The 21488-nt window shown below is 65.1% G+C and carries 20 protein-coding genes and 1 tRNA gene; 10 read left to right on the top strand and 11 right to left on the bottom strand.

Annotated elements, in window-relative coordinates; genetic code table 11:
• Positions 1-19 precede the first annotated feature (19 nt).
• Both EYV96_RS13635 and EYV96_RS13630 read left to right on the top strand, forming a co-directional pair.
• Complete coding sequence (locus EYV96_RS13635) at positions 20-652, top strand: DUF4124 domain-containing protein (RefSeq protein WP_131152082.1); 633 nt, start codon at positions 20-22, stop codon at positions 650-652.
• Positions 653-805: 153 nt separating this feature from the next.
• Entirely contained in the window at positions 806-1723 is a 918-nt protein-coding gene (locus EYV96_RS13630; protein ID WP_131152081.1) for a branched-chain amino acid transaminase, read from the top strand.
• Positions 1724-1777: 54 nt separating this feature from the next.
• On the opposite strand, the gene EYV96_RS13625 is transcribed toward EYV96_RS13630, so the two are convergent.
• The 7 genes from EYV96_RS13625 to EYV96_RS13595 all read right to left on the bottom strand — a co-directional run bounded on the left by EYV96_RS13625 (position 1778) and on the right by EYV96_RS13595 (position 6747).
• Positions 1778-3055, bottom strand: coding sequence for a sensor histidine kinase (locus EYV96_RS13625; RefSeq protein ID WP_131152080.1), 1278 nt, complete (start codon positions 3053-3055; stop codon positions 1778-1780).
• Positions 3039-3725: a response regulator transcription factor gene (locus EYV96_RS13620; RefSeq protein WP_131152079.1), complete on the bottom strand. Its 687-nt coding sequence runs from the start codon at positions 3723-3725 to the stop codon at positions 3039-3041. The genes EYV96_RS13625 and EYV96_RS13620 overlap by 17 nt, the downstream gene beginning before the upstream one ends.
• Positions 3726-4032: 307 nt before the next feature.
• On the bottom strand, positions 4033-4527 hold the full coding sequence (locus tag EYV96_RS13615; RefSeq protein ID WP_131152078.1) for a hypothetical protein: 495 nt from the start codon (positions 4525-4527) through the stop codon (positions 4033-4035).
• Positions 4528-4569: 42 nt separating this feature from the next.
• Positions 4570-5448, bottom strand: a complete 879-nt coding sequence (rimK, locus tag EYV96_RS13610; protein WP_131152077.1) for a 30S ribosomal protein S6--L-glutamate ligase — start codon at positions 5446-5448, stop codon at positions 4570-4572.
• The gene (locus tag EYV96_RS13605) at positions 5445-5906 is read right to left on the bottom strand and encodes an ATP-dependent zinc protease family protein (RefSeq protein WP_131152469.1); all 462 of its coding nucleotides are present in this window, start codon (positions 5904-5906) and stop codon (positions 5445-5447) included. The genes rimK and EYV96_RS13605 overlap by 4 nt, the downstream gene beginning before the upstream one ends.
• Positions 5907-6109: 203 nt before the next feature.
• Positions 6110-6586, bottom strand: coding sequence for an OmpA family protein (locus tag EYV96_RS13600; RefSeq protein ID WP_131152076.1), 477 nt, complete (start codon positions 6584-6586; stop codon positions 6110-6112).
• Positions 6587-6673: 87 nt separating this feature from the next.
• Positions 6674-6747: transfer RNA gene (locus EYV96_RS13595), tRNA-Gly, on the bottom strand.
• Positions 6748-6986: 239 nt separating this feature from the next.
• Here EYV96_RS13595 and EYV96_RS13590 point away from each other — a divergent pair.
• The 5 genes from EYV96_RS13590 to EYV96_RS13570 all read left to right on the top strand — a co-directional run bounded on the left by EYV96_RS13590 (position 6987) and on the right by EYV96_RS13570 (position 13486).
• Positions 6987-9422 (top strand): DUF6600 domain-containing protein, encoded by a 2436-nt coding sequence (locus tag EYV96_RS13590; protein ID WP_131152075.1) that lies wholly within the window; start codon positions 6987-6989, stop codon positions 9420-9422.
• Between the two features lie 214 nt (positions 9423-9636).
• Entirely contained in the window at positions 9637-9837 is a 201-nt protein-coding gene (thiS, locus tag EYV96_RS13585; protein ID WP_131152074.1) for a sulfur carrier protein ThiS, read from the top strand.
• Positions 9838-9880: 43 nt separating this feature from the next.
• Positions 9881-10681 (top strand): thiazole synthase, encoded by an 801-nt coding sequence (locus tag EYV96_RS13580; RefSeq protein WP_131152073.1) that lies wholly within the window; start codon positions 9881-9883, stop codon positions 10679-10681.
• Between the two features lie 71 nt (positions 10682-10752).
• Positions 10753-11451, top strand: coding sequence for a tRNA (guanosine(46)-N7)-methyltransferase TrmB (gene trmB / locus EYV96_RS13575; RefSeq protein ID WP_131152072.1), 699 nt, complete (start codon positions 10753-10755; stop codon positions 11449-11451).
• 217 nt (positions 11452-11668) lie between these two features.
• On the top strand, positions 11669-13486 hold the full coding sequence (locus tag EYV96_RS13570) for an SLC13 family permease (protein ID WP_131152468.1): 1818 nt from the start codon (positions 11669-11671) through the stop codon (positions 13484-13486).
• Positions 13487-13500: 14 nt separating this feature from the next.
• Here EYV96_RS13570 and EYV96_RS13565 read toward each other — a convergent pair whose 3' ends face one another.
• A complete protein-coding gene (locus tag EYV96_RS13565) occupies positions 13501-13842 on the bottom strand; it encodes a Rieske (2Fe-2S) protein (RefSeq protein ID WP_131152071.1) in 342 nt (113 codons plus the stop codon).
• Between the two features lie 79 nt (positions 13843-13921).
• Here EYV96_RS13565 and EYV96_RS13560 point away from each other — a divergent pair, with 79 nt between their 5' ends.
• The 3 genes from EYV96_RS13560 (at position 13922) to yedA (ending at position 16225) form a co-directional block, all read left to right on the top strand.
• Entirely contained in the window at positions 13922-14200 is a 279-nt protein-coding gene (locus EYV96_RS13560; RefSeq protein WP_131152070.1) for a hypothetical protein, read from the top strand.
• A 69-nt stretch (positions 14201-14269) separates the two neighbouring features.
• Positions 14270-15142 carry a methylated-DNA--[protein]-cysteine S-methyltransferase gene (locus tag EYV96_RS13555; protein WP_131152069.1) on the top strand — a complete coding sequence of 291 codons (873 nt, stop codon included), beginning with the start codon at positions 14270-14272 and terminating at the stop codon, positions 15140-15142.
• Positions 15143-15295: 153 nt separating this feature from the next.
• Positions 15296-16225, top strand: a complete 930-nt coding sequence (gene yedA / locus EYV96_RS13550; RefSeq protein ID WP_131152068.1) for a drug/metabolite exporter YedA — start codon at positions 15296-15298, stop codon at positions 16223-16225.
• A 15-nt stretch (positions 16226-16240) separates the two neighbouring features.
• Here yedA and EYV96_RS13545 read toward each other — a convergent pair whose 3' ends face one another.
• Genes EYV96_RS13545 through EYV96_RS13535 form a run of 3 tightly spaced genes read right to left on the bottom strand, consistent with a single transcriptional unit; the run spans position 16241 to position 21477 of the window.
• A complete protein-coding gene (locus EYV96_RS13545; protein WP_165488681.1) occupies positions 16241-17251 on the bottom strand; it encodes a fimbrial protein in 1011 nt (336 codons plus the stop codon).
• A gap of 18 nt (positions 17252-17269) precedes the next feature.
• On the bottom strand, positions 17270-17767 hold the full coding sequence (locus EYV96_RS13540) for a lysozyme family protein (RefSeq protein ID WP_131152066.1): 498 nt from the start codon (positions 17765-17767) through the stop codon (positions 17270-17272).
• Complete coding sequence (locus EYV96_RS13535) at positions 17767-21477, bottom strand: hypothetical protein (RefSeq protein WP_131152065.1); 3711 nt, start codon at positions 21475-21477, stop codon at positions 17767-17769. The genes EYV96_RS13540 and EYV96_RS13535 overlap by 1 nt, the downstream gene beginning before the upstream one ends.
• Positions 21478-21488 lie beyond the last annotated feature (11 nt).

Below are 21488 nucleotides of genomic sequence, written 5' to 3'. Positions count from 1 at the left end.
GCGGCGTATCCTCTCCGGGATGCGCCTCGCCTTTTTCCTCCTGCTGATCGTGTGCGTCCTGCGTGTCCATGCGCAGGACGGCGTGCACCGCTGCGTCGACGCCGACGGGCGCCCTTTGTTTACCGACCAGCCGTGCGCGGCCTTGAACGCAACGCCCGTAGCCACGCCCGAAAAAGCGCCGCCGCCTGGCGTGTCCATGACGCGCGAGCCGACCCTGGTGGTCGCACCGCCACCCGTGTTGTGCGCAGGGAGCGTCGGCGCGCTGAAACAGAGTGTGCTCGATGCTTTTGGCGCACGTGATCCGAATCGTCTGGCAGGACTGATGGTGTGGGATGGCGCAGGCCGCCAGTCGGTCGTCGCCAACATTCGCGCCCTGGGCGACCTTATGAAGCGCCCGCTGCTCGATATCAGTGAAGAGGGCGCTGCGCCGATGCCTGCGCCCGTCAAAGCGCACGACGACATCTACGACCTCAGCACGACACCGGGCGTGGTGAATGCGGGCACGCCATCACTGGAACGCAGCCCGGAAGGTGAAGCGCGCGCACTCGTTGTTCGAACGGCCGGTGACGATGGCTCGGGAAATCCGCGTGAATCGCGATTCCCGATCGTCCGCCGCTCCGGCTGCCTGTGGCTGCGACCACGCGGCGAGTAAGAAGGCCGCAGGCACCCATTGCCGGCATGCCGCTGTTTCACATCCTTCACATACGGCCGCCATGCGCTGCGGTACGGCGCCTTCGACAGCAGCGAAAGCATCGCGTAGCCCTCTCCCGCGCTATCATATTGCTCATTTTTCCGGAGAACCGACATGGCGCAGCAGTATCCCGAATGGATCTGGCAGAACGGCCAGATCAAGCCCTGGCGCGAGGCCACCACGCATGTGATGTCCCATGCGCTGCATTACGGCTCGTCGGTGTTCGAGGGTATTCGCAGCTACGCGACGCCGGATGGCGCGGCCATTTTCCGCCTGACGGATCACATCAAGCGCTTGTACCAGTCGGCCAAGATCTACGACATGGAACTGCCGCATACGCAGGACGAGATCTCGGCAGCCTGCCGCGAGGTCATCAAGAAGAACGGACTTAATGCCGCCTACCTGCGCCCGGTGGCTTACCGTGGACTTGGCGGTTTCGGCCTGTCGGCCGAGACGCCGATCGATGTTGCCGTGGCAGCATGGCCGATGGGTCCGTACCTCGGGCCGGAGGCACTGGAGAACGGCATCGACGCCTGCGTGTCGAGCTGGCAGCGTTTTGCGCCGAACACCATTCCGGCGGGTGCCAAGGCGGGCGGCAATTACCTCTCCGGCCAACTGATCGCGCGCGAAGCGCGTCGTCTGGGTTTCGGTGAAGGCATCGCGCTGGCTTCCACGGGCCTGCTCAGCGAAGGCGCGGGCGAGAACCTGTTCCTGGTGTTCGACGGCGTGCTGCACACCACGCCGGCCAGCGCCTCGATCCTCACCGGCATCACCCGCCACACGCTGATGACGCTGGCCCGCGAAGACGGCATCGAAGTCGTCGAACGCGACATCCCGCGCGAATACCTCTACCTGTGCGATGAGCTGCTGATGTGCGGCACCGCAGCTGAAATCACGCCAATTCGCTCGGTGGACGGCAAGCAGGTCGGCTCGGGCAAGGCCGGCCGCGTCACGCGTCGCCTGCAGGAACTGTTCTTCGGCCTGTTCAATGGCAAGACGAACGACCAGTGGGGCTGGCTGGAGCCGGTGTAAACCGCACCGCCCTGCTGCAAGAAAAAGGCCCCGATGATCGGGGCCTTTTTCGTATCAACCAAAGGTGATGGTCGCCACCGCGCCGTTGACATCGGCGCGCGGCTTCATCGAAACATCCCAGTTATAGAGTTCGCACAGGCGACGAACGATCGCCAGGCCGAGGCCCGCGCCGCTGCCGCCGGCCCCTTCACCGCGCACGCCGCGCTGGAACAGGCGCTCGGCGTCTTCCGGCTTGATGCCGGGGCCGGTGTCGATGATTTCGATGCGATCCTTTTCCACGCGGATGGTGACGAGGCCTTCCAGCGTGTACTTGATGGCATTGCCGATCAGGTTGGTCAGGGCCACCGAGAGCACCGATGCCGGTGCATTGATGCTAAGCGGCGAACCCACCACCAGCTCGATGCCCAGCGGCTTGTCGCGCATTTGCGGGCGCTGGCTTTCGATCACGTCACTGGCGACCCTGGCCACATCCGTCGTTTCGCCACGCGTGGGTCCACGGCGCTCGGCGCGCGACAGCAGGAGCAGCGCTTCGATCAGCTCCGTCGCCTGGCGCGATGCGCGCTCGATGCGCTTGAGGCGTTCGCGCAGCTTGTCGGTCAGGTCGGGCGAGCCCTGCAGCAATTCCGTGGTGCTCGCGATCACTGCGAGCGGCGTGCGCAACTCATGGCTGACGTCCGAATTGAATTCGCGGTCGCGCTCGACCATCGCCGTAAGACGATTGGAGTATTCATCCAGCGCCAGCGCCAACTCACCCACTTCGTCATCGGCGAAATGCGGTGCCAGCGGCTCGGCCTTGCCCGTCTTGCGGAACTCACGCAAGCGCTGCGCCAGCTGCGTCACCGGCTTGAGCACCTTGCGCGACAACCACAGGCCGAGCACGAGCGACATCAAACCGAAGATGATCACCGCGCCGATCACGCTGAGCAGCAACTGGCGCTTTCCCAGCTCCTCGCGCGACACGTCGTACTTGATGAAACTGATGACGCCGTTTTCGCGATACACCGCCAGCTTGTAGTGGTGCATCTGGCCGTCTTTGTCGGCCTCGTTGATGTCGTGGACACCGGTCTGCAGGCCCTGCCAGGTCAGCGGCGCCTTGTACAGGGTGCGATCACTGAGCACGCTGCCGGTAAGCAGGCGCGAACTGACCGGCTGACCGGCCTGCGTCTGCTGGTTCGCCCACTTGGCGTCATCCATCAGACTGGAGTTGACCAGCTGGTCTTCCACGCGGGAACGAATGTTGAGCGCCGCGAATGCGAACAGCGCACTCAGTCCGAAACCGAACAGCGCGAACGAAACGATCAGGCGGAAACGGAGCTTACGCCTGGACCGCATCCGGCTCCACCATGCGATAACCGATACCGTGCCGCGTATGGATCAGCGGCTTGTCGAAGGGCTTGTCGATCGCGGCGCGCAGGCCGTGGATATGCACGCGCAGGCTGTCGCTGTCGGGCAGCTCCTCACCCCACACGCGCTGCTCCAGATCCTGGCGGGTCACCACCGACGGGCTGGCTTCCATCAGCGCCTGCAGCAACTTCAGGCCGATCGGATTGAGCTGGATCGACTTGCCATCGCGCGTGACGGTGAGCGTGTCGAGGTTGTAGGTGAGATCAGCCACCTTGAGCACGCGACTCTGCGGACCCTTACCACGACGCGCCAGCACTTCCAGGCGCGCCGCCAGTTCCTGCAGCGCGAACGGCTTGGTCATGTAGTCGTCGGCACCGGATTCGAATCCGGTGAGCTTGTGTTCCAGCGAGTCGCGTGCGGTGAGCATGAGCACCGGCGTCTGCTTGTGCGCTTCGTGACGCAGCTTGCGGGCGACGTCCAGGCCGTCCATGCCCGGCAGGGTCAGGTCGAGCACGATGACATCGAAATCGTGCACGACGGCCAGATGCAGGCCCGTCACACCATCACCGGCGAAATCGACCACGTGGCCGCGATCTTCGAGGTAATCGCCGATATTGGTGGCGATATCGCTGTTGTCTTCGATTACCAATACGCGCATATGCCACTCCATGTCGCTGCCGGCGCCCGGCCGGCTTTGTCGCTTAGCTTAACAAGCTTAACGAATGACGGTAGCGGGAGTCGGTAGCGCTGCTGAATGCGAAATCCGGGGGGCGGGCAAAGAAAAAGGCCCGGGTGTGCGACGGCTGCCGCTTCACCCGGGCCCAAGCTACTGCCCCGATACCGAAATCTGCTGTCACTAGACCATAGCGGTTGAAGTGCCGAGCAAATTGCAGTGGGGTCTTTATAGGGCCGGGCGGGTTACGGTGTAGTTAACCCGTACTCACTTCATCGTTAACCCGTGACGCTCAGCCGCCCGAAACGGCGGCTCCGTGAGTGGCCCTTTCACTTCGGTGAACCTCCTGCATGGTGTTGGCGCCGTCGGCGCTGCGGGCCTCCAGTTGGCGCCGCGTGTCGCACGTACGCTGTGCAATGGCCGAGCCGGTCTGCGTCTGGACGGAGCAGATCTTCTCGTCGCCGTCACGTTGCGTAAGCACGGCGTTCACGCGCTCCTGGTTGTTGAACAGGTCCAGCTGCTGTTGCTGGGTGAGCTGGTCAACGCTGTCGTGTCCTTCCAGGAGCTTCTGCATGGCATCCAGCCGCTGGTCGATTTCCGCGCGTTGGGCGTCATTGACCAGGTATCGGCCGCCGGGCTGCATGTCGGCGCGGACCTTGGCCGCCAGCGCAGGAAATTGCGATGGCGTGGTGGCATTGCGGGGGAACGGATCGGTGTGACTGGCCGCGGCCAGTCCTGTCCAGAGACACAAGGCCGCCGCCAGAACGGCAAGAGACACGTGCTTCATGATGGGATCCTCGTTAACCCGTGGGGACGGGATCCCAATACATCACTTCCGGGCGTGCTGTTCCAAGTGCCGGATGATGTAAGCGGATACGTCGACGCCCGTCGCCGCCTCGATGCCTTCCAGGCCCGGCGAAGCATTCACTTCCAGGATCAGCGGGCCGCGGTTCGACCGAAGGAGATCGACGCCGGCAATGCCCAGGCCCAGGGCCTTGGCCGCACGGACGGCAATCTGCTTTTCCTCGGTGCTCAGCGTGGCGGCGGCGGCGCTGCCACCGCGATGCAGGTTGGCGCGGAACTCACCGGGGCTGGCGTCGCGCTGCATGGCAGCCACCACCTTGCCGCCGACGACGAAGCAACGCAGGTCGCTGCCGTTCGCCTCGCCGATGAACTCCTGCACCAGGAAGTTGGCGTACAAACCACGGAAGGCCTCGATGACGCTCTGCGAAGCGCTGCGCTTCTCAGCCAGCACGACGCCCGTGCCCTGGCTGCCTTCGTTGAGCTTGATCACGTGCGGCGGCTCGCCAAGCATGGCCAGCACGTCAGCCGTGTCGTCGGGGTTGTCGCCGAAGACCGTGACGGGCATGTCCAGGCCCTGCGCGGCCAGAATCTGCAGCGCACGCAGCTTGTCGCGCGCGCGCAGCACCGCGTCGGACGGATTGGGCGTGTACACGCCCATCATCTCCAGCTGACGCAGCACCGCCGTGCCATAGAACGTGCTGGTAACGCCGATGCGCGGGATCACCGCATCGATGTCCTTCAGCGGCTTGCCCTTGTAACGGATCGCCACGTCCCCCGGCGCGATGCGCACGTAGCAGCGCAGCGGGTCGAGCACGCGCACGACATGGCCGCGCTCGCGCGCCACGTCGACCAGGCGCTGGGTGGAGTACAGCCTGGAATTGCGGGACAGAATGGCAATCTTCATGGGTGAGCCTGGTCAACGGATGTCGCGACGATCAGGCGCGACTGGGTATAGGAAAGCCCGGGGTCCACGGCAAAGCGGCCAAGCAATGCCGTGCGCCCCAACAGCATGGGGAAAAGCATGTGACGACGGTCGGTCAGATTGATGTCGACGCCGAAGCGTTGCCCAGCCAACATGATGTCGGTGCGAATGAACCAGCGCTCGCTGCGCTTGCCGCCCGTGTCGGTGACGACGCGACGATCGAGCGCCGGCAGCTCGCAGCACACCTCGGTCGGATGGCGACGCCCCATGCGCACCACGAAGCGCAGCCAGGTGGCACCGTCCCGATCGAACTCCTCGAGCGCGTCAACGTGCAGCGCACTGCTACGTGCACCGGTATCGAGTTTGGCCTTGAGGAGGGGAATGCCGAGCTCCGGCAGCGCCAGACGCTCCCGCCAGCCGAGGGTTATGACTTGCGCCATCATCAGCGTATGCGGTGTGGTTGCGGGGCTCTTGGGGGATGGGAGCGCGAGTGAGGCAGTTGAACTTCCTCGCCGGATAAACCGTGGTTTGAGACGTCTTCGAGACAGTCTGCCCTGGGCCCTGCGGGGAACAGCGTGCGCATCCTACCAACTGTCCGAGCACCGTGTCCAAGCTTCTGGCGGATGCCCTGCTGCGCCACGCCTCACCGTTTTTCATCGACGAAGAAAGGGGCAAAACTGACCCGGCGATTCAGCCTCAGCTGAGGCTCGGACTCATCCTGGGCGACCGCATATTCCGTTGCGAATCCGCTAGGTCCCCTCAGCTGCCATGGCGGTAGCCCGTTCAACAGCATCCAGTCGTACACGGCCTTGGCGCGGCGATAGGAGACTTCCTGGCATTCGACAGGACTGCCACATTCGCGACTGTCGGCGAATCCCTGAACTTCACCGCCCAGGATCGGTTGTTCCTTGAACCCCTGGAGTACCCGATGCAGGTTTTGGCGACTGTCGGCATCCAGATAGCTTTCCAGGTCCGCCGGCCCATCGGTCGGGCCCGGTCTTCCATGAGGAAAGTAGATGAGGGCGACATCGAGACTCGCCTGTTCCGTGCCGGTCATGCGGAGCATGCCCACGACGGCGATTCCCATGACCAACAGCCAAATGCAGTTGCTCAATCGCATCACGATGCCGGACCTGTCTGCTACACCGTCTGCGTCGCAGGCGCGATCGCGGACATCTCATCAAAGGGGATTTGTTACCGAAGAGGCTGGAGCGGGTGAAGGGAATCGAACCCTCGTCAGTAGCTTGGGAAGCTACAGCTCTACCATTGAGCTACACCCGCAACGCCCGGCGATGGTAACCGGGAGCCGCGCGATTGGGAATCGTCCGCAGGCAGGCCTCGCTCAACGGCTGATGAACCGCAGATGGCGGCCGGCTGAATCGCCATCCGCCGGCAAAGCCTGAACTCAGGCGGAGTCGCCGAACCCGTGAGCATAATCAAGCCGTCATCGTCCGAAATCGATGGCGCGTTTTACGCTTATAGATTCCGAAGATTCCTAACCTTTTCATCCGGAGCCATTCATGCGCTCGCTTCACCGCTCCAACCGGCGACCCTGGTCTTTGTTCGCCGCCACGTTGCTGCTCCTCGCGGCAGGCTGGCTGCACGCTCAGGACGCCGCACCGGACGACGGCGACAGCGCCGGCGATCCGCCATCACGCGTCGCGCGTCTTTCCTATCGCACCGGCGACCTCGGCCTCCTTCCGTCGGGCGCCAAGGACTGGAGCGACGCCAATCTCAACCGGCCGCTGACGACAGGCGATCGGCTCTCCAGCGGCGACCATGCCAAGGCCGAACTCGAGCTCGGCGGGAGCAGCCTGCGCATGGCCGCGCAGACCGATCTGGGCGTGCTCACGCTTAACGACCAGATGGCCCAGTTCGAACTCACCCAGGGCACGGCAAACCTGGCTGTGCGCAATCTTGAGGAAGGCCAGACCTTTGAGATCGACACGCCGACCGTGGCGCTGGTGGTCGACCGACCGGGCACCTACCGCGTGGACATCGCGCCCGACGGCAAGGGCACCCAGGTCACCGTCTTCCGCGGGCAGGCCACGGTGTATGGCGAGAACAACGCGCAGCGCACCGTCGTGGCCGGCACGCATTATCAGTTCGACGACTCGTCGCTCCAGCAGGTCTCGCTGACCAACATGGATGGCGGCGACGCCTTCGACGACTGGTGCAGCAGCCGCGACCAACGCTATGCGCAGTCCAATACCCGCCAGTACGTCCCTGAAGACATGGTCGGCTCCCAGGACCTCGATCAGTACGGCGACTGGCGCCAGGATCCCGAGTACGGCGCCGTCTGGTATCCGTCGGACGTCGCCACGGACTGGGCGCCTTATCGTGACGGCCACTGGGCCTATGTCGCGCCGTGGGGCTGGACCTGGGTCGACGATTCGCCGTGGGGCTTCGCCCCCTACCACTACGGTCGCTGGGCGTACGTGCGCGGCTCATGGGGCTGGGTGCCTGGCCCGATCGGCATTCGTCCGGTCTATGCGCCGGCCCTGGTCGCCTTCGTCGGTGGCAGCGGCTGGAGCGTGTCGGTCGGTATCGGCGGCAGCCCGGTGGGCTGGTTCCCGCTGGGCCCGGGCGAGGTCTACAACCCGTGGTACCACGCGAGCCGCCGTTACTACACCAACGTCAACGTCACCAACATCTACGTGCACAATCGCGTCACGGTGATCAACAACATCAACCACCAGTACGACTACTTCCGTCGCGGCCAGATGGCGCCGAACATGCGGTATGCCAATCGCGGCGCGCCGCGTGGCTTCACTGCCATGCAGGGTCGCGACTTTGCCGATGCGCGCAACGTGCGCGGACACATGTGGCAGGGCAATTCGCGTGACGTCGCCAACGTGCCGGTTCTTCCGCGGGGCGCAAACGTGACGCCGACGCGCGCCAGCTTCGCGCCGCCGCGCTCCGCGCAGGCACGCCCGCTGCCGGCGGGCGGTTTCCAGCGAGAGGTGGTCGCGCGCAATGCGCCGCAGAATCCGGGTTGGCATCAGCAAGGTAACAACGGCAACGGTCCGCGCTTTGGCGGCATGCCGCGGCAAGCGAATGCAGCGACGCCGGCGGCGCCTTCGAACGTGCGCGTGCTGGGGCAGAACGGCCATCGCGGCGGCCCGGATGTCGGTCGGGATGGTCCGCAGCCCGCCATGCGCAATCCGGCCAGCGCCGCTGACAATCGCCCGGGATTCGATCGCGCCAATGACAATCGCCCGGGCCCGGATCGCGGCAATGACAACCGCCCTGCTTTCCAACGTGGTGACGCGCAGGTGCGGACGGTCCAGCCGGAACAGGGCGATCGCCCGATGCCGGATCGCGGCAACCCCGATCAGCCGGGCGAACTGCGTTCCTCGCGCTTCGCGCACCCCAATGGCGCGGACCGTGGCAACTGGCGTACGAGCAGTGACCGCCAGCCGCAGGGCGACAACCCGCGCCCGGGCGTGAGCTACATCAGCACGCCGCAGCAGGACCGCGAGCGCGCGGCACAGCAGCAGGTGCAGGAGCAACCGCGCGGCACGCTGCCCGACACCCCGCGCTTCAATCGCGACGCCAGCCCGCGCGATAACCAACCCAGCCCGCAACCGCGCTTCCGCACCGACGAAGGCCGCGACGGCGCCGTCGTCGCCAACCGGCCGGATGCCTCCGCGTGGCGCAACCGCGGCAACGACAACCCGCAGCCTCGTGCCGACAGCGACCAGCCTCAGGTGCGCTCGGAGCCGCAGCGCCAGAACTGGCAGCGTCCGGAGCCTCAGCCGCGACAAGAGCGCCAGAACTGGCAGCCACAACGCCAGCCCGAGCAGGCGCGCATGGAGCAACCTCGTCAGCCCCCCCAGCCACAGCAACCGCAGCCGCAACGCCAGGCGCCGCAAGGCAACGGCAGCGAACGCCAGGCACACAATCCGCCACCGCGCGGGGATGATCACCGGAACAAGCGGGACGATCACAACTGAGGCCGTAACGGGGCATGGCCTCGCCATGCCCCGCGCCTCCTGGCAGGCCCGCCTAAGCTGGCCCGCGCTCCGCGCCACGGACCAGGGCGATCAACCATCCGTCATCTGCCCCAGGCTTCGAATCACCCTGGGGCGACCCCCGCCTCTCTCCGCCCTTCGGGCACCGCGTGCCCTCGGAAGGGAAGGGTCTGGTCGATGGGGCTACAATAGGCGGATGCTGATCACACTTAATGGCAGTCCGCGCGACTGCGCCAACGGAACCACGGTCGCCCAACTGCTGGAAGAAGCCGGTTACGGCCAGCGTCGGGTCGCGGTGGAGGTCAATCGCGAGATCGTGCCGCGCAGCCAGCACATCCGTTACGTGCTGTCCGAGGGCGACCAGATCGAGATCGTGCACGCCATCGGTGGCGGCTGATCCGTCCGGCTTTCGCCAACCCTCCCCTTCCCCAGGATTGCGCATGAATACCAAGACCATCGACGCGGCCGACCCGCTCGTCATCGCCGGCAAAAGCTATGGCTCGCGCCTGCTCACCGGCACCGGCAAGTACAAGGATTTCGACGAGACCCGCCGCGCCTCGCAGGCCGCCGGCGCCGACATCGTCACCGTGGCGATCCGCCGCGTGAACATCGGCCAGGACGCCGGCCAGCCGAACCTGCTCGATGCCCTGCCGCCCGAAGAGTTCACGCTGCTGCCCAACACCGCCGGCTGCTACAACGCCGTGGACGCCGTGCGCACCTGCAAGCTCGCGCGTGAGCTGCTGGACGGCCACAAGCTGGTGAAGCTCGAAGTGCTCGGCGACCAGCGCACGCTGTTCCCGGACGTGGTCGAAACCTTGAAGGCCGCCGAAACGCTCGTGGCTGATGGCTTCGACGTGATGGTCTACACCAGTGACGACCCGATCCTGGCCAAGCGCCTTGAAGAAATCGGCTGCGTCGCCGTGATGCCGCTGGCCGCGCCGATCGGTTCGGGCCTGGGTATCCAGAACCGCTACAACCTGCTCGAGATCATCGAGAACGCCAAGGTGCCGATCATCGTCGACGCGGGCGTGGGCACGGCCTCGGACGCCGCCATCGCGATGGAACTGGGTTGCGACGGCGTACTGATGAACACCGCCATCGCCGGCGCCAAGGATCCGGTCCTCATGGCCCATGCCATGAAGCTGGCGATCCAGGCGGGCCGCGCCGCCTTCCGCGCCGGCCGCATCCCGCGCAAGCGCTTCGCCTCGGCCTCGAGCCCCATCGACGGCACCATCGGCTAAAACCTCGGTACAAGCCGGCAAGCAACCGCCGGCTTGTCCCCGTTCCTCCCTTCACCCTTCACTGCTTTCCAATGACCGATTCGGACGACAACGCCCTCTACCTCCGCCGCATCCGCAGCTTCGTCCTGCGCGAAGGCCGCATGACGCCTGCCCAGCAGCGCGCATTCGACGATCACTGGGCGCGTTTCGGCATCGACTACAGCGGCACGGCGCAGGACTACGCCGCGCGTTTCGGCCGCGAAGCACCCTTGGTGATGGAAATCGGCTTTGGCAACGGCGAAGCGCTGGCCTGGGCCAGTGAGCACGACCTTGCCCGTGATTACGTTGGGATCGAAGTGCATGGACCGGGCGTCGGCCGGCTGATGAATGCCCTGGCCGCGCGCGACGCGAACAACGTGCGGCTGTACAAGCACGATGCGGTCGAGGTGCTGGAGAACGAGATTGCGCCGGGCACGCTGTCCGAGGCACGCATCTGGTTCCCGGACCCGTGGCACAAGAAGCGCCACAACAAGCGCCGCATCATCCAGCCTGCCTTCGTCGCCCAGCTGGCGACACGCATGGCGCCGGGCGGCCTGCTGCATCTGGCCACCGACTGGCAGCCCTATGCCGAGCACATGCTCGAAGTGATGGAAGCGGCGCCCGACTGGACCAATGACGTCGGCCCCGGCCAGTACGCCGAGAAGCCGGCATGGCGCATCGAGACGCACTTCGAGCGCCGCGGCCTGAAGCTGGGCCATGGCGTCTGGGACCTGCTCTACCGGAAGCGCTGAGCTGCCGATCGGCGTTTCGGTTCGGCGTCTCGTTTTCCCTGCTTGCTGCGTTTCTGTTCACCAGCCCCTGAGACATTGCCCCTATACTCGGCGGTCAAACAGGGACGAGCCATCGCAGCGTGATTGCAGCAGCGCACAATCGCATCCACCTCTGTCCGCCGGCCCGTGTGGGTGATATGGGAGACGCCGGCTAGTGGGACTCGCGCTCACCCCCGAAATGATGCTGGTACTCGGGCTGGTGGGCTTCACCATGCTGATGCTGGTGCTGGAGTGGATCCGCGCCGACATGGTGGCGCTGCTCGTGGTGGTGGTCATCGGCCTCACCGGCCTCATCCCCTCCGATCGCGTCTTCAACGGTTTCGCCGGTAATGCCGTCATCGCGATCATCGCGATCATGATCATGGGTGCCGGCCTCGATCGTGCTGGCGTGCTCAGCCTCACCGCCAATTTCGTCATGCGCATGGCACGCGGCGTGGAGTCACGCCTGGGTGTGGTGATCAACCTGGTCACCAGCCTGTTCAGCGCGGTGATTCCAAGCCAGGCGCTTGCCGCCTTGATGATCCCGGTCACCAGCCGCCTCGCCGCGCGCACCGGCGTGCCGATCTCGCGCCTGCTGCTGCCGATGGCGTTCTGCATCCTCACGGCGACCAACACGACGCTGATCGCCAACTCGCCACTGATCGTCCTCAACGACCTGATCGCCAGCGCCAACGCCAATCTGCCGGCCGGCGCGCACACCATTCCGAAGTTCGGCCTTTTCAGCGTGACGCCGGTAGGCCTGGTGCTGGCGTTGACGGGCGTGGCGTTCTTCTACTTCTTCACCGCGAAGCTGCTGCCCGAGCGCGAAGACGAACGCCTCAAGGTGACGCCGGGCCGCACCGAAAGTTACTTTGCCGATACCTACGGCATCGTCGGTGAAACGGCCGAGCTCACGGTGACGGCGGAGAGCCCGCTGGTGGGCATGAGCATCGGCGAAGTCGAACAGCTCTATGGCGCACCACTGATCCTGGCGATCAAGAGCGGCACCGAAGCACGCATGGCGCCGCCGGCCGATCACGTGATCTGGGTAGGTTCGGTACTGGGTGTGCTGGGTCCCCGCGAACAGCTCAACCAGTTCGCCAACAACCAGCTGTGCAAGCTCTCGCCGCGCATGCGCCAGCTGGGTGAGTTGTTCAATCCCACGCGCGCCGGTATTTCCGAGGCCGTGATTCCGCCGAGCTCGCGCTTCATCAAGCAAAACGTGGGCGAGCTGCGCCTGCGCAAGCGCTATGGCATTTCGGTGCTGGCGGTGAATCGCGGCGACCAGGTGTTTCGCGACGATGTGCGCTCGGTGAGCCTGCGCGCCGGTGACACGCTGGTGCTGCATTCGAGCTGGCGTGATCTGAGCCTGGCGTCGGAAGACAAGGATCTCGTGGTCGTCACCGACATCCCGAAGGAAGAACAGCGCCCAGGCAAGATCTGGCAGGCCGTGGGCTTCTTCGTGCTCGCCAAGTGCCTCGCGCTGTTCACGCACCTGGATCTGTCCGTCGCCATGATGACCGGCGCCATCGGCATGCTGCTGACCGGCGTGCTCAACATGGACGAGGCCTACAAGGCCATCAACTGGAAGACGATCTTCGTCACCGCCTGCCTGATTCCGCTGGGCTGGTCGATGGATGCCACCGGCACGGCCGCGTGGGTGGCGCAGGAAGTGTTGCAGCACCTGGGCGAAGCATCCCCGTGGGTGCTCCAGGCCTGCCTCGCCATCCTCACCCTGCTGTTCTCGCAGGTGATGTCCAACGTGGGCGCCACGGTGATGATGGTGCCGATTGCGATCAGCGTGGCCGTGGCCACGGGCGGCAATCCGTCGGCCTACGCGCTGATCGTCGCGGTGTCGTCGTCCAACACCTTCCTGCTGAGCTCCGGCCATCCGGCCCTGATGATGGTGGCCGGCCCCGGCGGATATCGTGCGAAGGATTTCCTGCGCGTGGGCATTCCGCTGACTTTGCTGGTGCTGGCCATCACGCTGGTGGTGATCAACCTGATGTTCCGCTGAGAGAGGCGGGAGCGTCAGTCGAGTACGACGTCCTCGCCGGTCACGCGAACGGCCACGGATCGCAGGTGCTCACCCCGGCAAGGCCCCCCGACGCACAGACCATCCTGCGCCTGAAAGCTGGCGCCATGCGCCGCGCAGACCAGGATGTCGTTCTTGAGCAGGAACTTGCCCGGTGCCCAGTCGAGACGGCGGCCAGCATGCGGGCAGATGTTCATGTAGGCATGCACCCTCTCGCCGCGACGGATGATGATGAGGTTTTCCGGGCCGTCGGGCAGCACGGCGTCGACCGCGATGGCTTCGCCTTCGGTGAGCTCGTCGAGGCGGCAGATATGTCGATCAGATTGCAGTGTGTCCATCTGGCACTTGTCTCTTGAGGGCAAAAGCCCCATCGTTACGCACGTAAGTCATTGATTTTACCACACGGATTTTTAACACATGCGTTTCGTGCTGCCTCTTCCGCGTCGTTCCCGTCATCCGCTGGTGCGTGCCTTGTCCCTGCTCGTGGGCGTGGCATTGGTCGGTGTGCTGTTCGTGTTCGGGTTGATGGTGGCTGGCGTCCTGCTGGTCGGCGGCGGTCTGCTGCTGGCCCTGCGTGCCTGGACCACGCGTGGTCGTCGCGCGTCTGCGCAAGCCGCTGCTGCGCGTCCGCAGCACAAGCCGGAGGTGCTGGAAGGCGAATTCGTCGTCCTGCGCCACACCCGTTCGGCCCACTGAGCAAGATCCGGATGGCCGCGTCGGCGGCGCCCCTCTAGTCTGGCACCGTCGCAGAGCCACGGTGCCAACATGACTATCGCTCATTCTACCGAACTCGTCCTGGAGCATGTCCGCCAGATGGTGGAGCGTGCCGACCAGGCGCCCAGCCTTGCCGCACTGGCCGAGGCTGCCGAACTCAGCCCCAGCCACCTGCAGCGGCTCTTCCGCCGCCGCTATGGCATGAGCCCAGCTGAATACCACCGCGCCCGGCGCTTCGGTCAGTTCAAGGCAGCACTGCGCGACGGTGCCGCCGTCACCGATGCCGTCTACGAGGCTGGATTCGGCTCCGGCAGCCGCGTCTACGAACACACCAATCGCCTGCTCGGCATGACCCCGGCCAGCTATCGCGCCGGCGGGGCGGGCGCGAGCATCCGCTACACGACGACCGAGACCCCGCTGGGTCGCCTGCTCGTCGCGACTACGGCGAAGGGCATCTGCTCGGTGACGCTGGGCGCGGATGATGACGAGCTCGTGCAGCGCCTGGGGAAGGAGTTTCCGCAAGCCGCCTTCGAGCGGGTGGACGCGGGACGCGAAGAATGGCTGGATGCCGTCATCGCACGCATTGCCAGCGAACTGGGCTGGAGCGAAGCCAGCGCGCCAGCCATGCCGCCGATCGATGTCGCCGCCACCGCATTCCAGTGGCGCGTATGGGACGCGCTCACTCGTATTCCCGAGGGCAAGACGGTCAGTTACGGCGAACTGGCCGCGCAGATCGGCATGCCCGGCGCGGCGCGTGCGGTGGGCAACGCCTGCGGCAGCAATCGCCTCGCCCTGATCGTGCCCTGCCACCGCGTGGTGCGCGAGGACGGCTCCCTCGGCGGCTGGCGCTGGGGCGTTGAACGCAAGCGCGTGCTGCTGGCCCAGGAACAGAAGCACCAGGGTCAAACCAGCCGCGCTGCATAACATCCGGATGGCGCGTGCTTCGACACGCGCCTTGAACGCGGCTCAAGCCTGCCTCGCAAAAGCCTCGCTACCGCGGCGATCTGCCACGCCTTATCGTTCATCCCCGTTAGAATTCGCCTCGCATCCGCGTCGCGATGCCCACCGTCCCCGACCATGAACGACACGACATCCACGACCGCCGCTCCCACGGCGAGCAGCTCGCTTGCCGATCCCCGCCTGCTCGTACCGCTGGCGCTGTTCGCGCTGTACGTCATCTGGGGTTCGACTTACCTCGGAATTCGCTTCGCGCTGGAGAGCTACCCGCCTTTCCTGCTCGCAGGCGTGCGCTTCCTGATCGCCGGAAGCTTGTTGTTTGGCGTGCTACGACTGCGTGGCGTTGCCATGCCGACGCGTGCCCAGTGGGGCAATGCCGCTGTCACCGGGATCCTGCTTCTGGGTTTCGGCAATGGTTTGGTGTGCTTCGCCGAACAGACCGTAAGCTCGGGCATCGCCGCCGTCGCCGTCGCGAGCATGCCGCTTTTCGCGGCCGTGTTTGCCTCCGTCTATGGCGAACATCCGACACGCGGCGAAATTGCCGGACTTCTGCTCGGTTTCGTCGGCGTGATCGTGCTCAACCTCGGCAGCGGCCTCAGCGGTTCGCGCATGGGCGCCATCGCCTTGCTTACCGCTGCCGCGGCCTGGGCCTTCGGCTCGGTATGGAGCAAGCGTCGCGACATGCCCAAGGGCCCGATGAACACGGCCGCACAAATGCTGTGCGGCAGTGCCGGCCTGCTTATCGTCGGCCTTCTTCATGGCGAGCGCCTGCCGGATCATCCCAGCGTTCGCGCTACTGCCGCCGTTGCCTACCTCATTGTCTTCGGCTCGCTGATCGCTTTCAGCGCATACCTCTACGTGCTCAAGACCGTGCGTCCAGCGCTTGCCACCAGCTACGCGTACGTCAACCCACCGGTGGCCGTGCTGTTCGGCGTGATGTTCGTCGGCGAGCGCATCGGCCCCTTCGATTTGCTGGGCATGGCCTTGATTCTCTCCGCTGTCGGCTTGATCGCCATGTTCCGTGCACCTGCCAACAAATCGGCCAAGTGAAATGAAAGCGTATCGCTAACGGAACTCGACCATCACGATGGTCGCGCGCCGGAATGAGCCCGCCTGCAGTGCCGCCGTCGTGCGCTTGAGCCGTGCCTTGAACTTGTAGTGATTGCCGGTGGATACGGCCGGCATCGTGCCCTTCACGCCCGGCACGAACGACGTGGAATCCACGTTGTCCTGCGCGACTTCAATGCCTACGCCTTTGACCTTGCCCGTGGGCATGGCAAACAGCGTGCTGTCATCGGCATCCGCGTCATGCGCGAATCCGAACGTGATATCGGCGAAGACGCCACCTGGATCACTGCAATTGGCAGACGTGAGTGCGAATGGCACCCACGGCGACGCGTCCCCGGGACGGGCGAATACGGACGAACTATGGGTTCCAAGCGCAACCTCGCGCATGAATCCGTCGCCGCCTTCTATGCCACAGCTTGGCCGGGAGAACGAAAGATCGTTGATCCAGATGGAACGATATTCGCCGTCGCCGCCCTCCACATAGGATGTGCCGACCTGAACTGGCTCAATGGCGCCGTAATACAGCTCACCCGACATGCGGATCAGTTCGTACTGCAGGTCGTCCGTAAAGGACACCTTCACATCCTCATCAAAGGTACGCCGTACCGTCCAGGGAAATCGATGCATGGCACCGTCGGATCCGCTGCCATGCTCCCTGACCGACAAACGAATACCTACGCCGCTGGCCACGCCGAATCCGGCGACCCGCAGCGGCACGATATCGCCCGACGAAGATGGCACATGGCGAGCGACAAAGCTGTAGGTTCCGGGATCGCACGTCATCTGCCACTGATTGCCCCCGCTATTGCCCATGCCGGTCTTGATGACATCGCCTTCGCTCGCGTTGCCGGGAATCAGCACGGGCGTGCCCTGACCCACCGTGAATTTCGACGTACTGCCCAGGATCACGCAGCCATTGGCGGTGGCCGACGCGGTGAAGGCCATGCCCAACAATGCCAAGCCCGCTGTGACGAACCGGCGGCCAGGGAATCCGATTGAATTAGTCATGCCTTGCATCCTTCCTATTCATGGCGCAACCGAACCCTTCGCCCAGGTCGCGGGCGAGAGTTCGGAAAGATTGACTGAGTGGGTAACGAAATTGCGATCGAGCCAGCGCACCCAGATGGCCGCCTTGCGGCGTAAGTCGTAGCGATATCGCGCGTTGTAGCGAGGCGTGCGCGAGTGATAGTTGGCGACGCGCGTCCAGACATCGCCGGCATCGCTCCTGAGATGACCACGGATGCGCCACGCGGCTAGCTTGTACGCAAAGCATCCTTCCGCCGCCACATGTCCCGGCTCGATCCCGAAACGCGACAACTCCCGCAAGTACGCTGTATTGAACTGGAGTGCGCCAACATCATACGTACCGTTGCGATTGCGCATCCACAGCCCCGGCTTGCCTGCTTCTTTCTCGGCAACCGCCAACATGATGTTGACGGGCACCTGATAGGCGATCGCGGCAGCCACCGAACACGTAACCATGTCCTGCCTGTCAGGCGGAAGATCGGGAAAATCAGGAAGCATCAGTCATCGTCCGGAGCCTTCAAGTCACTCCACCGTTCGTGTCGCTGGCTGAACCGGGCGATTTCGTCGGCATAGTCGTCCACGGCATGGCCATGCGCGACCTCGGGGCCGCGCCCTGCATCAGCGTTGCCGCGCGCGATCTGTTCTTTCCGGGCAGTCGGTTTATCCGTGGTTGAAGTGACCTCCTGGTCCCGACGCGCGGGTTCCTTCGCGTTTTGTTTCTTACGGGACTTGCCGGCGTTCTTCTTGTCTTTCTTCGATTTTTTTCCACGCTTGTCGTGAGGATCATCGACGGCGGAAGAACGCATTGGCGTATGGGCTCCGCCTGGCGCCGATGCGGAATACTCCCGTCGCACGGGCGCGTCTGCGCTGGATGTCGAAGGCATGGCATTCGAGTGCCGGTTGTTGGCACCGTCGGATTTCGCGCCATCCGCCATGGCCTGGGGGCCGGGCTTTTCGTCGGGACGGCTGGTCGCCTGTTTCGGCGACGCCATGGACGGCTTGACCGGCATCGCTACGCCCGATGACGAATCCGATCTGGAAGCATCAGGGGTCTTGGTTCGTGTAGAGGAAGAGGAAGTCGACTTCTCTGCGCCCGGTGTGGTGGCATGGCCGTCCGGCGCAGCGCGTGAGGCCGTCGTGTCGGCGGGTGCCTGAGTCGAAACCGCCGCCGGCATGGTGGCGTTGTTCGAGGGTGCGCCGCTCGTGCGATCGTCGCGCACACGTTGACTCGAAGCTGGCACCATCGCACTCGTTGGCGCGGCCGTCATGCCCGACGCAAGGCCTGCACCATCCGGTGCCCGCGTCGCAGGCGCCGATCCCAAGAAGGAGTCGCTGGCGCCCCCCGCTCCACGCCGCATATCCTTCGCATGCGACGAAGGAGCGGGGCTGTCTGATCGTTGCGCGAAGCCATCGTTCGCCTGCGTAGCGGGCGTCGGCGAAGGGGACGAAGAGGGCGTCTTGCCTTCACCCGAAGCCTGGCCGGCTTGACCTGTACCCGCCACATGCGCGTGCGTTACCTGAGCGGCGACCGGGCTCGCCCCCCGACGTAACCTGACTCCATCTTCGTTCGACGAGGCGGTTCCGTTGTGCGATGCATGCGTCGCGCTTGCCGGGCCTGGCGACACCTGCGCAGCGTCGGACGACGCAGGAGACGGAGCGTTGCTGACGGTTGTGACGCTTTGCCTCGTGCTGTCGCTGCGGGCACCCTGTGATGCCTCGCCAGGCGACGCCGGTGCATGACCAGAAGCGGTGACCATCGTCGATTGCGACGTCATATTCCCGCTGCCCGAATCTTTGCCTTGCGTATCGCTGCGCATGCCCTGCTGCATCGCTGTCGGCTGGGTTGCACCCGGTGCTTGTGGCGTCGCGGGGATAACGGGGGCCGGGGCCGTTGACGTCGGTTGCGTCACGTTCTTCGCGTCGACGGAAACGTTCGTGCCCTGGGCATCGCCACGCATCCCCTGCTGCATCGCTGTCGGCTGGGTTGCATTGGCTGGCTGCGATGTCGCGGAGACGCCATGCGCCGAGGGCGTCGTCGGCTGTTGCGATGCGGACTTTGCATCGACGGAAACGTTTGTGCCCTGGGCATCGCCGCGCATCCCTTGCTGCATCGCCGTCGGTTGGGTTGCGTTGGCTGGCTGGGATGTCGCGGGGACGCCATGCGCCGAGGGCGTCGTCGGCTGTTGCGATGCGGACTTTGCATCGACGGAAACGTTTGTGCCCTGGGCATCGCCGCGCATCCCTTGCTGCATCGCCGTCGGTTGGGTTGCATTGGCTGGCTGGGATGTCGCGGGGACGCCATGCGCCGAGGGCGTCGTCGGCTGTTGCGATGCGTTCTTCGCATCGACGGAAACGTTCGTGCCCTGGGCATCGCCACGCATCCCCTGCTGCATCGCCGTCGGCTGGGTTGCATTGGCTGGCTGCGATGTCGCGGGGACGCCATGCGCCGAGGGCGTCGTCGGCTGTTGCGATGAGGTCTTCGCATCGACGGAAACGTTCGTGCCCTGGGCATCGCCACGCATCCCCTGCTGCATCGCTGTCGGCTGGGTTGCGTTGGCTGGCTGCGATGTCGCGGGGATGCCATGCGCCGAGGGCGCCGTCGGCTGTTGCGATGCGTTCTTCGCATCGACGGAAACATTTGTGCCCTGGGCATCGCCGCGCATCCCCTGCTGCATCGCCGTCGGCTGGGTTGCACCCGGTGCTTGTGGCGTCGCGGGGATAACGGGGGCCGGGGCCGTTGACGTCGGTTGCATCACGTTCTTCGCGTCGACGGAAACGTTTGTGCCCTGGGCATCGCCGCGCATGCTCTGCTGCATCGCCGTCGGCTGGGTTGCACCCGGTGCTTGTGGCGTCGCGGGGATAACGGGGGCCGGGGCCGTTGACGTCGGTTGCATCACGTTCTTTGCATCGACGGAAACGTTCGTGCCCTGGGCATCGCCGCGCATCCCCTGCTGCATCGCGGTCGGCTGGGTTGCACCCGGTGCTTGTGGCGTCGCGGGGATAACGGGGGCCGGTGGCGTTGACGTCGGTGGCGTCACGTTCTTCGCATCGACGGAAACGTTTGTGCCCTGGGCATCGCCGCGCATGCTCTGCTGCATCGCCGTCGGCTGGGTTGCACCCGGTGCTTGTGGCGTCGCGGAGATAACGGAGGCCGGGGTCGTTGACGTCGGTTGCATCACGTTCTTTGCATCGACGGAAACGTTCGTGCCCTGGGCATCGCCACGCATGCTCTGCTGCATCGCCGTCGGCTGGGTTGCACCCGGTGCTTGTGGCGTCGCGGGAATAACCGGGGCCGGGGCCGTTGACGTCGATTGCGCCCCCGGCCTCGCATCCATGGAACCCGTCGCGCCCTGGACGCCCACGGGCATAACCTGGTGGACAGCCGTCGGCAAAGGCTCCGCACCATGCGGCAACCCGCCTTTGCCGCTCCTGGCATCGCCACCTGACAACTGCTGTGCTGCAGTCACATGAGTGGCCGTCCCCGCCGCCTCTGTGTGCGGGCCTGACGTGCTCCGGATACCCTCGCGAGTTGCCGACATGGATTCGGCAGCGGCCAGCATGGCCTGTCGTTCCTGTGCACGCAATGCGATGGCCTCGCGAGGCACCTCACCCCGCGCTGCTGCGCCCAGATCACTGGACGCCGCCATGGCCGGCCTCTCTGCGGGAGGTGGCGAAGACGTACCTTGCCCGCGCGATCCGGATTCGCGGTGCACAACATGCTCGCTACCACTTCCGCCCTGACCGGGCGAACCGGATTTGTCGTCGCGACGATCATCGCCGCGTGCATCAGCATGGCCTTGCTGGGAAGGCGCGGGGGGCCACGCGACGGTTGCCTGCGATGCACCAAAAGGACTGGCTTGTGGGCCTGCGCGCAGATCAGCCTCTGAACGACCCTCCGAGGACCCGGGGTTGACCGGCATTTGCACACTGTCCATGCGATCGACTTCCGCCGATACGTGACGGAAAGCATCCATGACGGTCATGGAGGGCCTCGTTTCACCCGCCGGCGCGGGATCGCGCCATCCCAGGGACGCCATCGCCGAGTGGCCTGCCGACACCATGGCACCCGACGCCATGGCGGCCGTGCCGTTGACCCAGCCGAGCTGCGACCCGGTGATAACCGCATAGAGCAGCTTGGGCACCTTCCACGCGACGACCGCCATGATCAGGGACGCCACCAGCATGATGGCCATGCCGTCGTAGCGCATGTTGCCGCCTT

Origin of the sequence: Dyella terrae (genome assembly GCF_004322705.1) — a bacterium.
Lineage (GTDB): Bacteria > Pseudomonadota > Gammaproteobacteria > Xanthomonadales > Rhodanobacteraceae > Dyella_D > Dyella_D terrae.
Note: the sequence above shows the minus strand (reverse complement) of the source record. Positions and strands in the feature narration are given on the sequence as shown.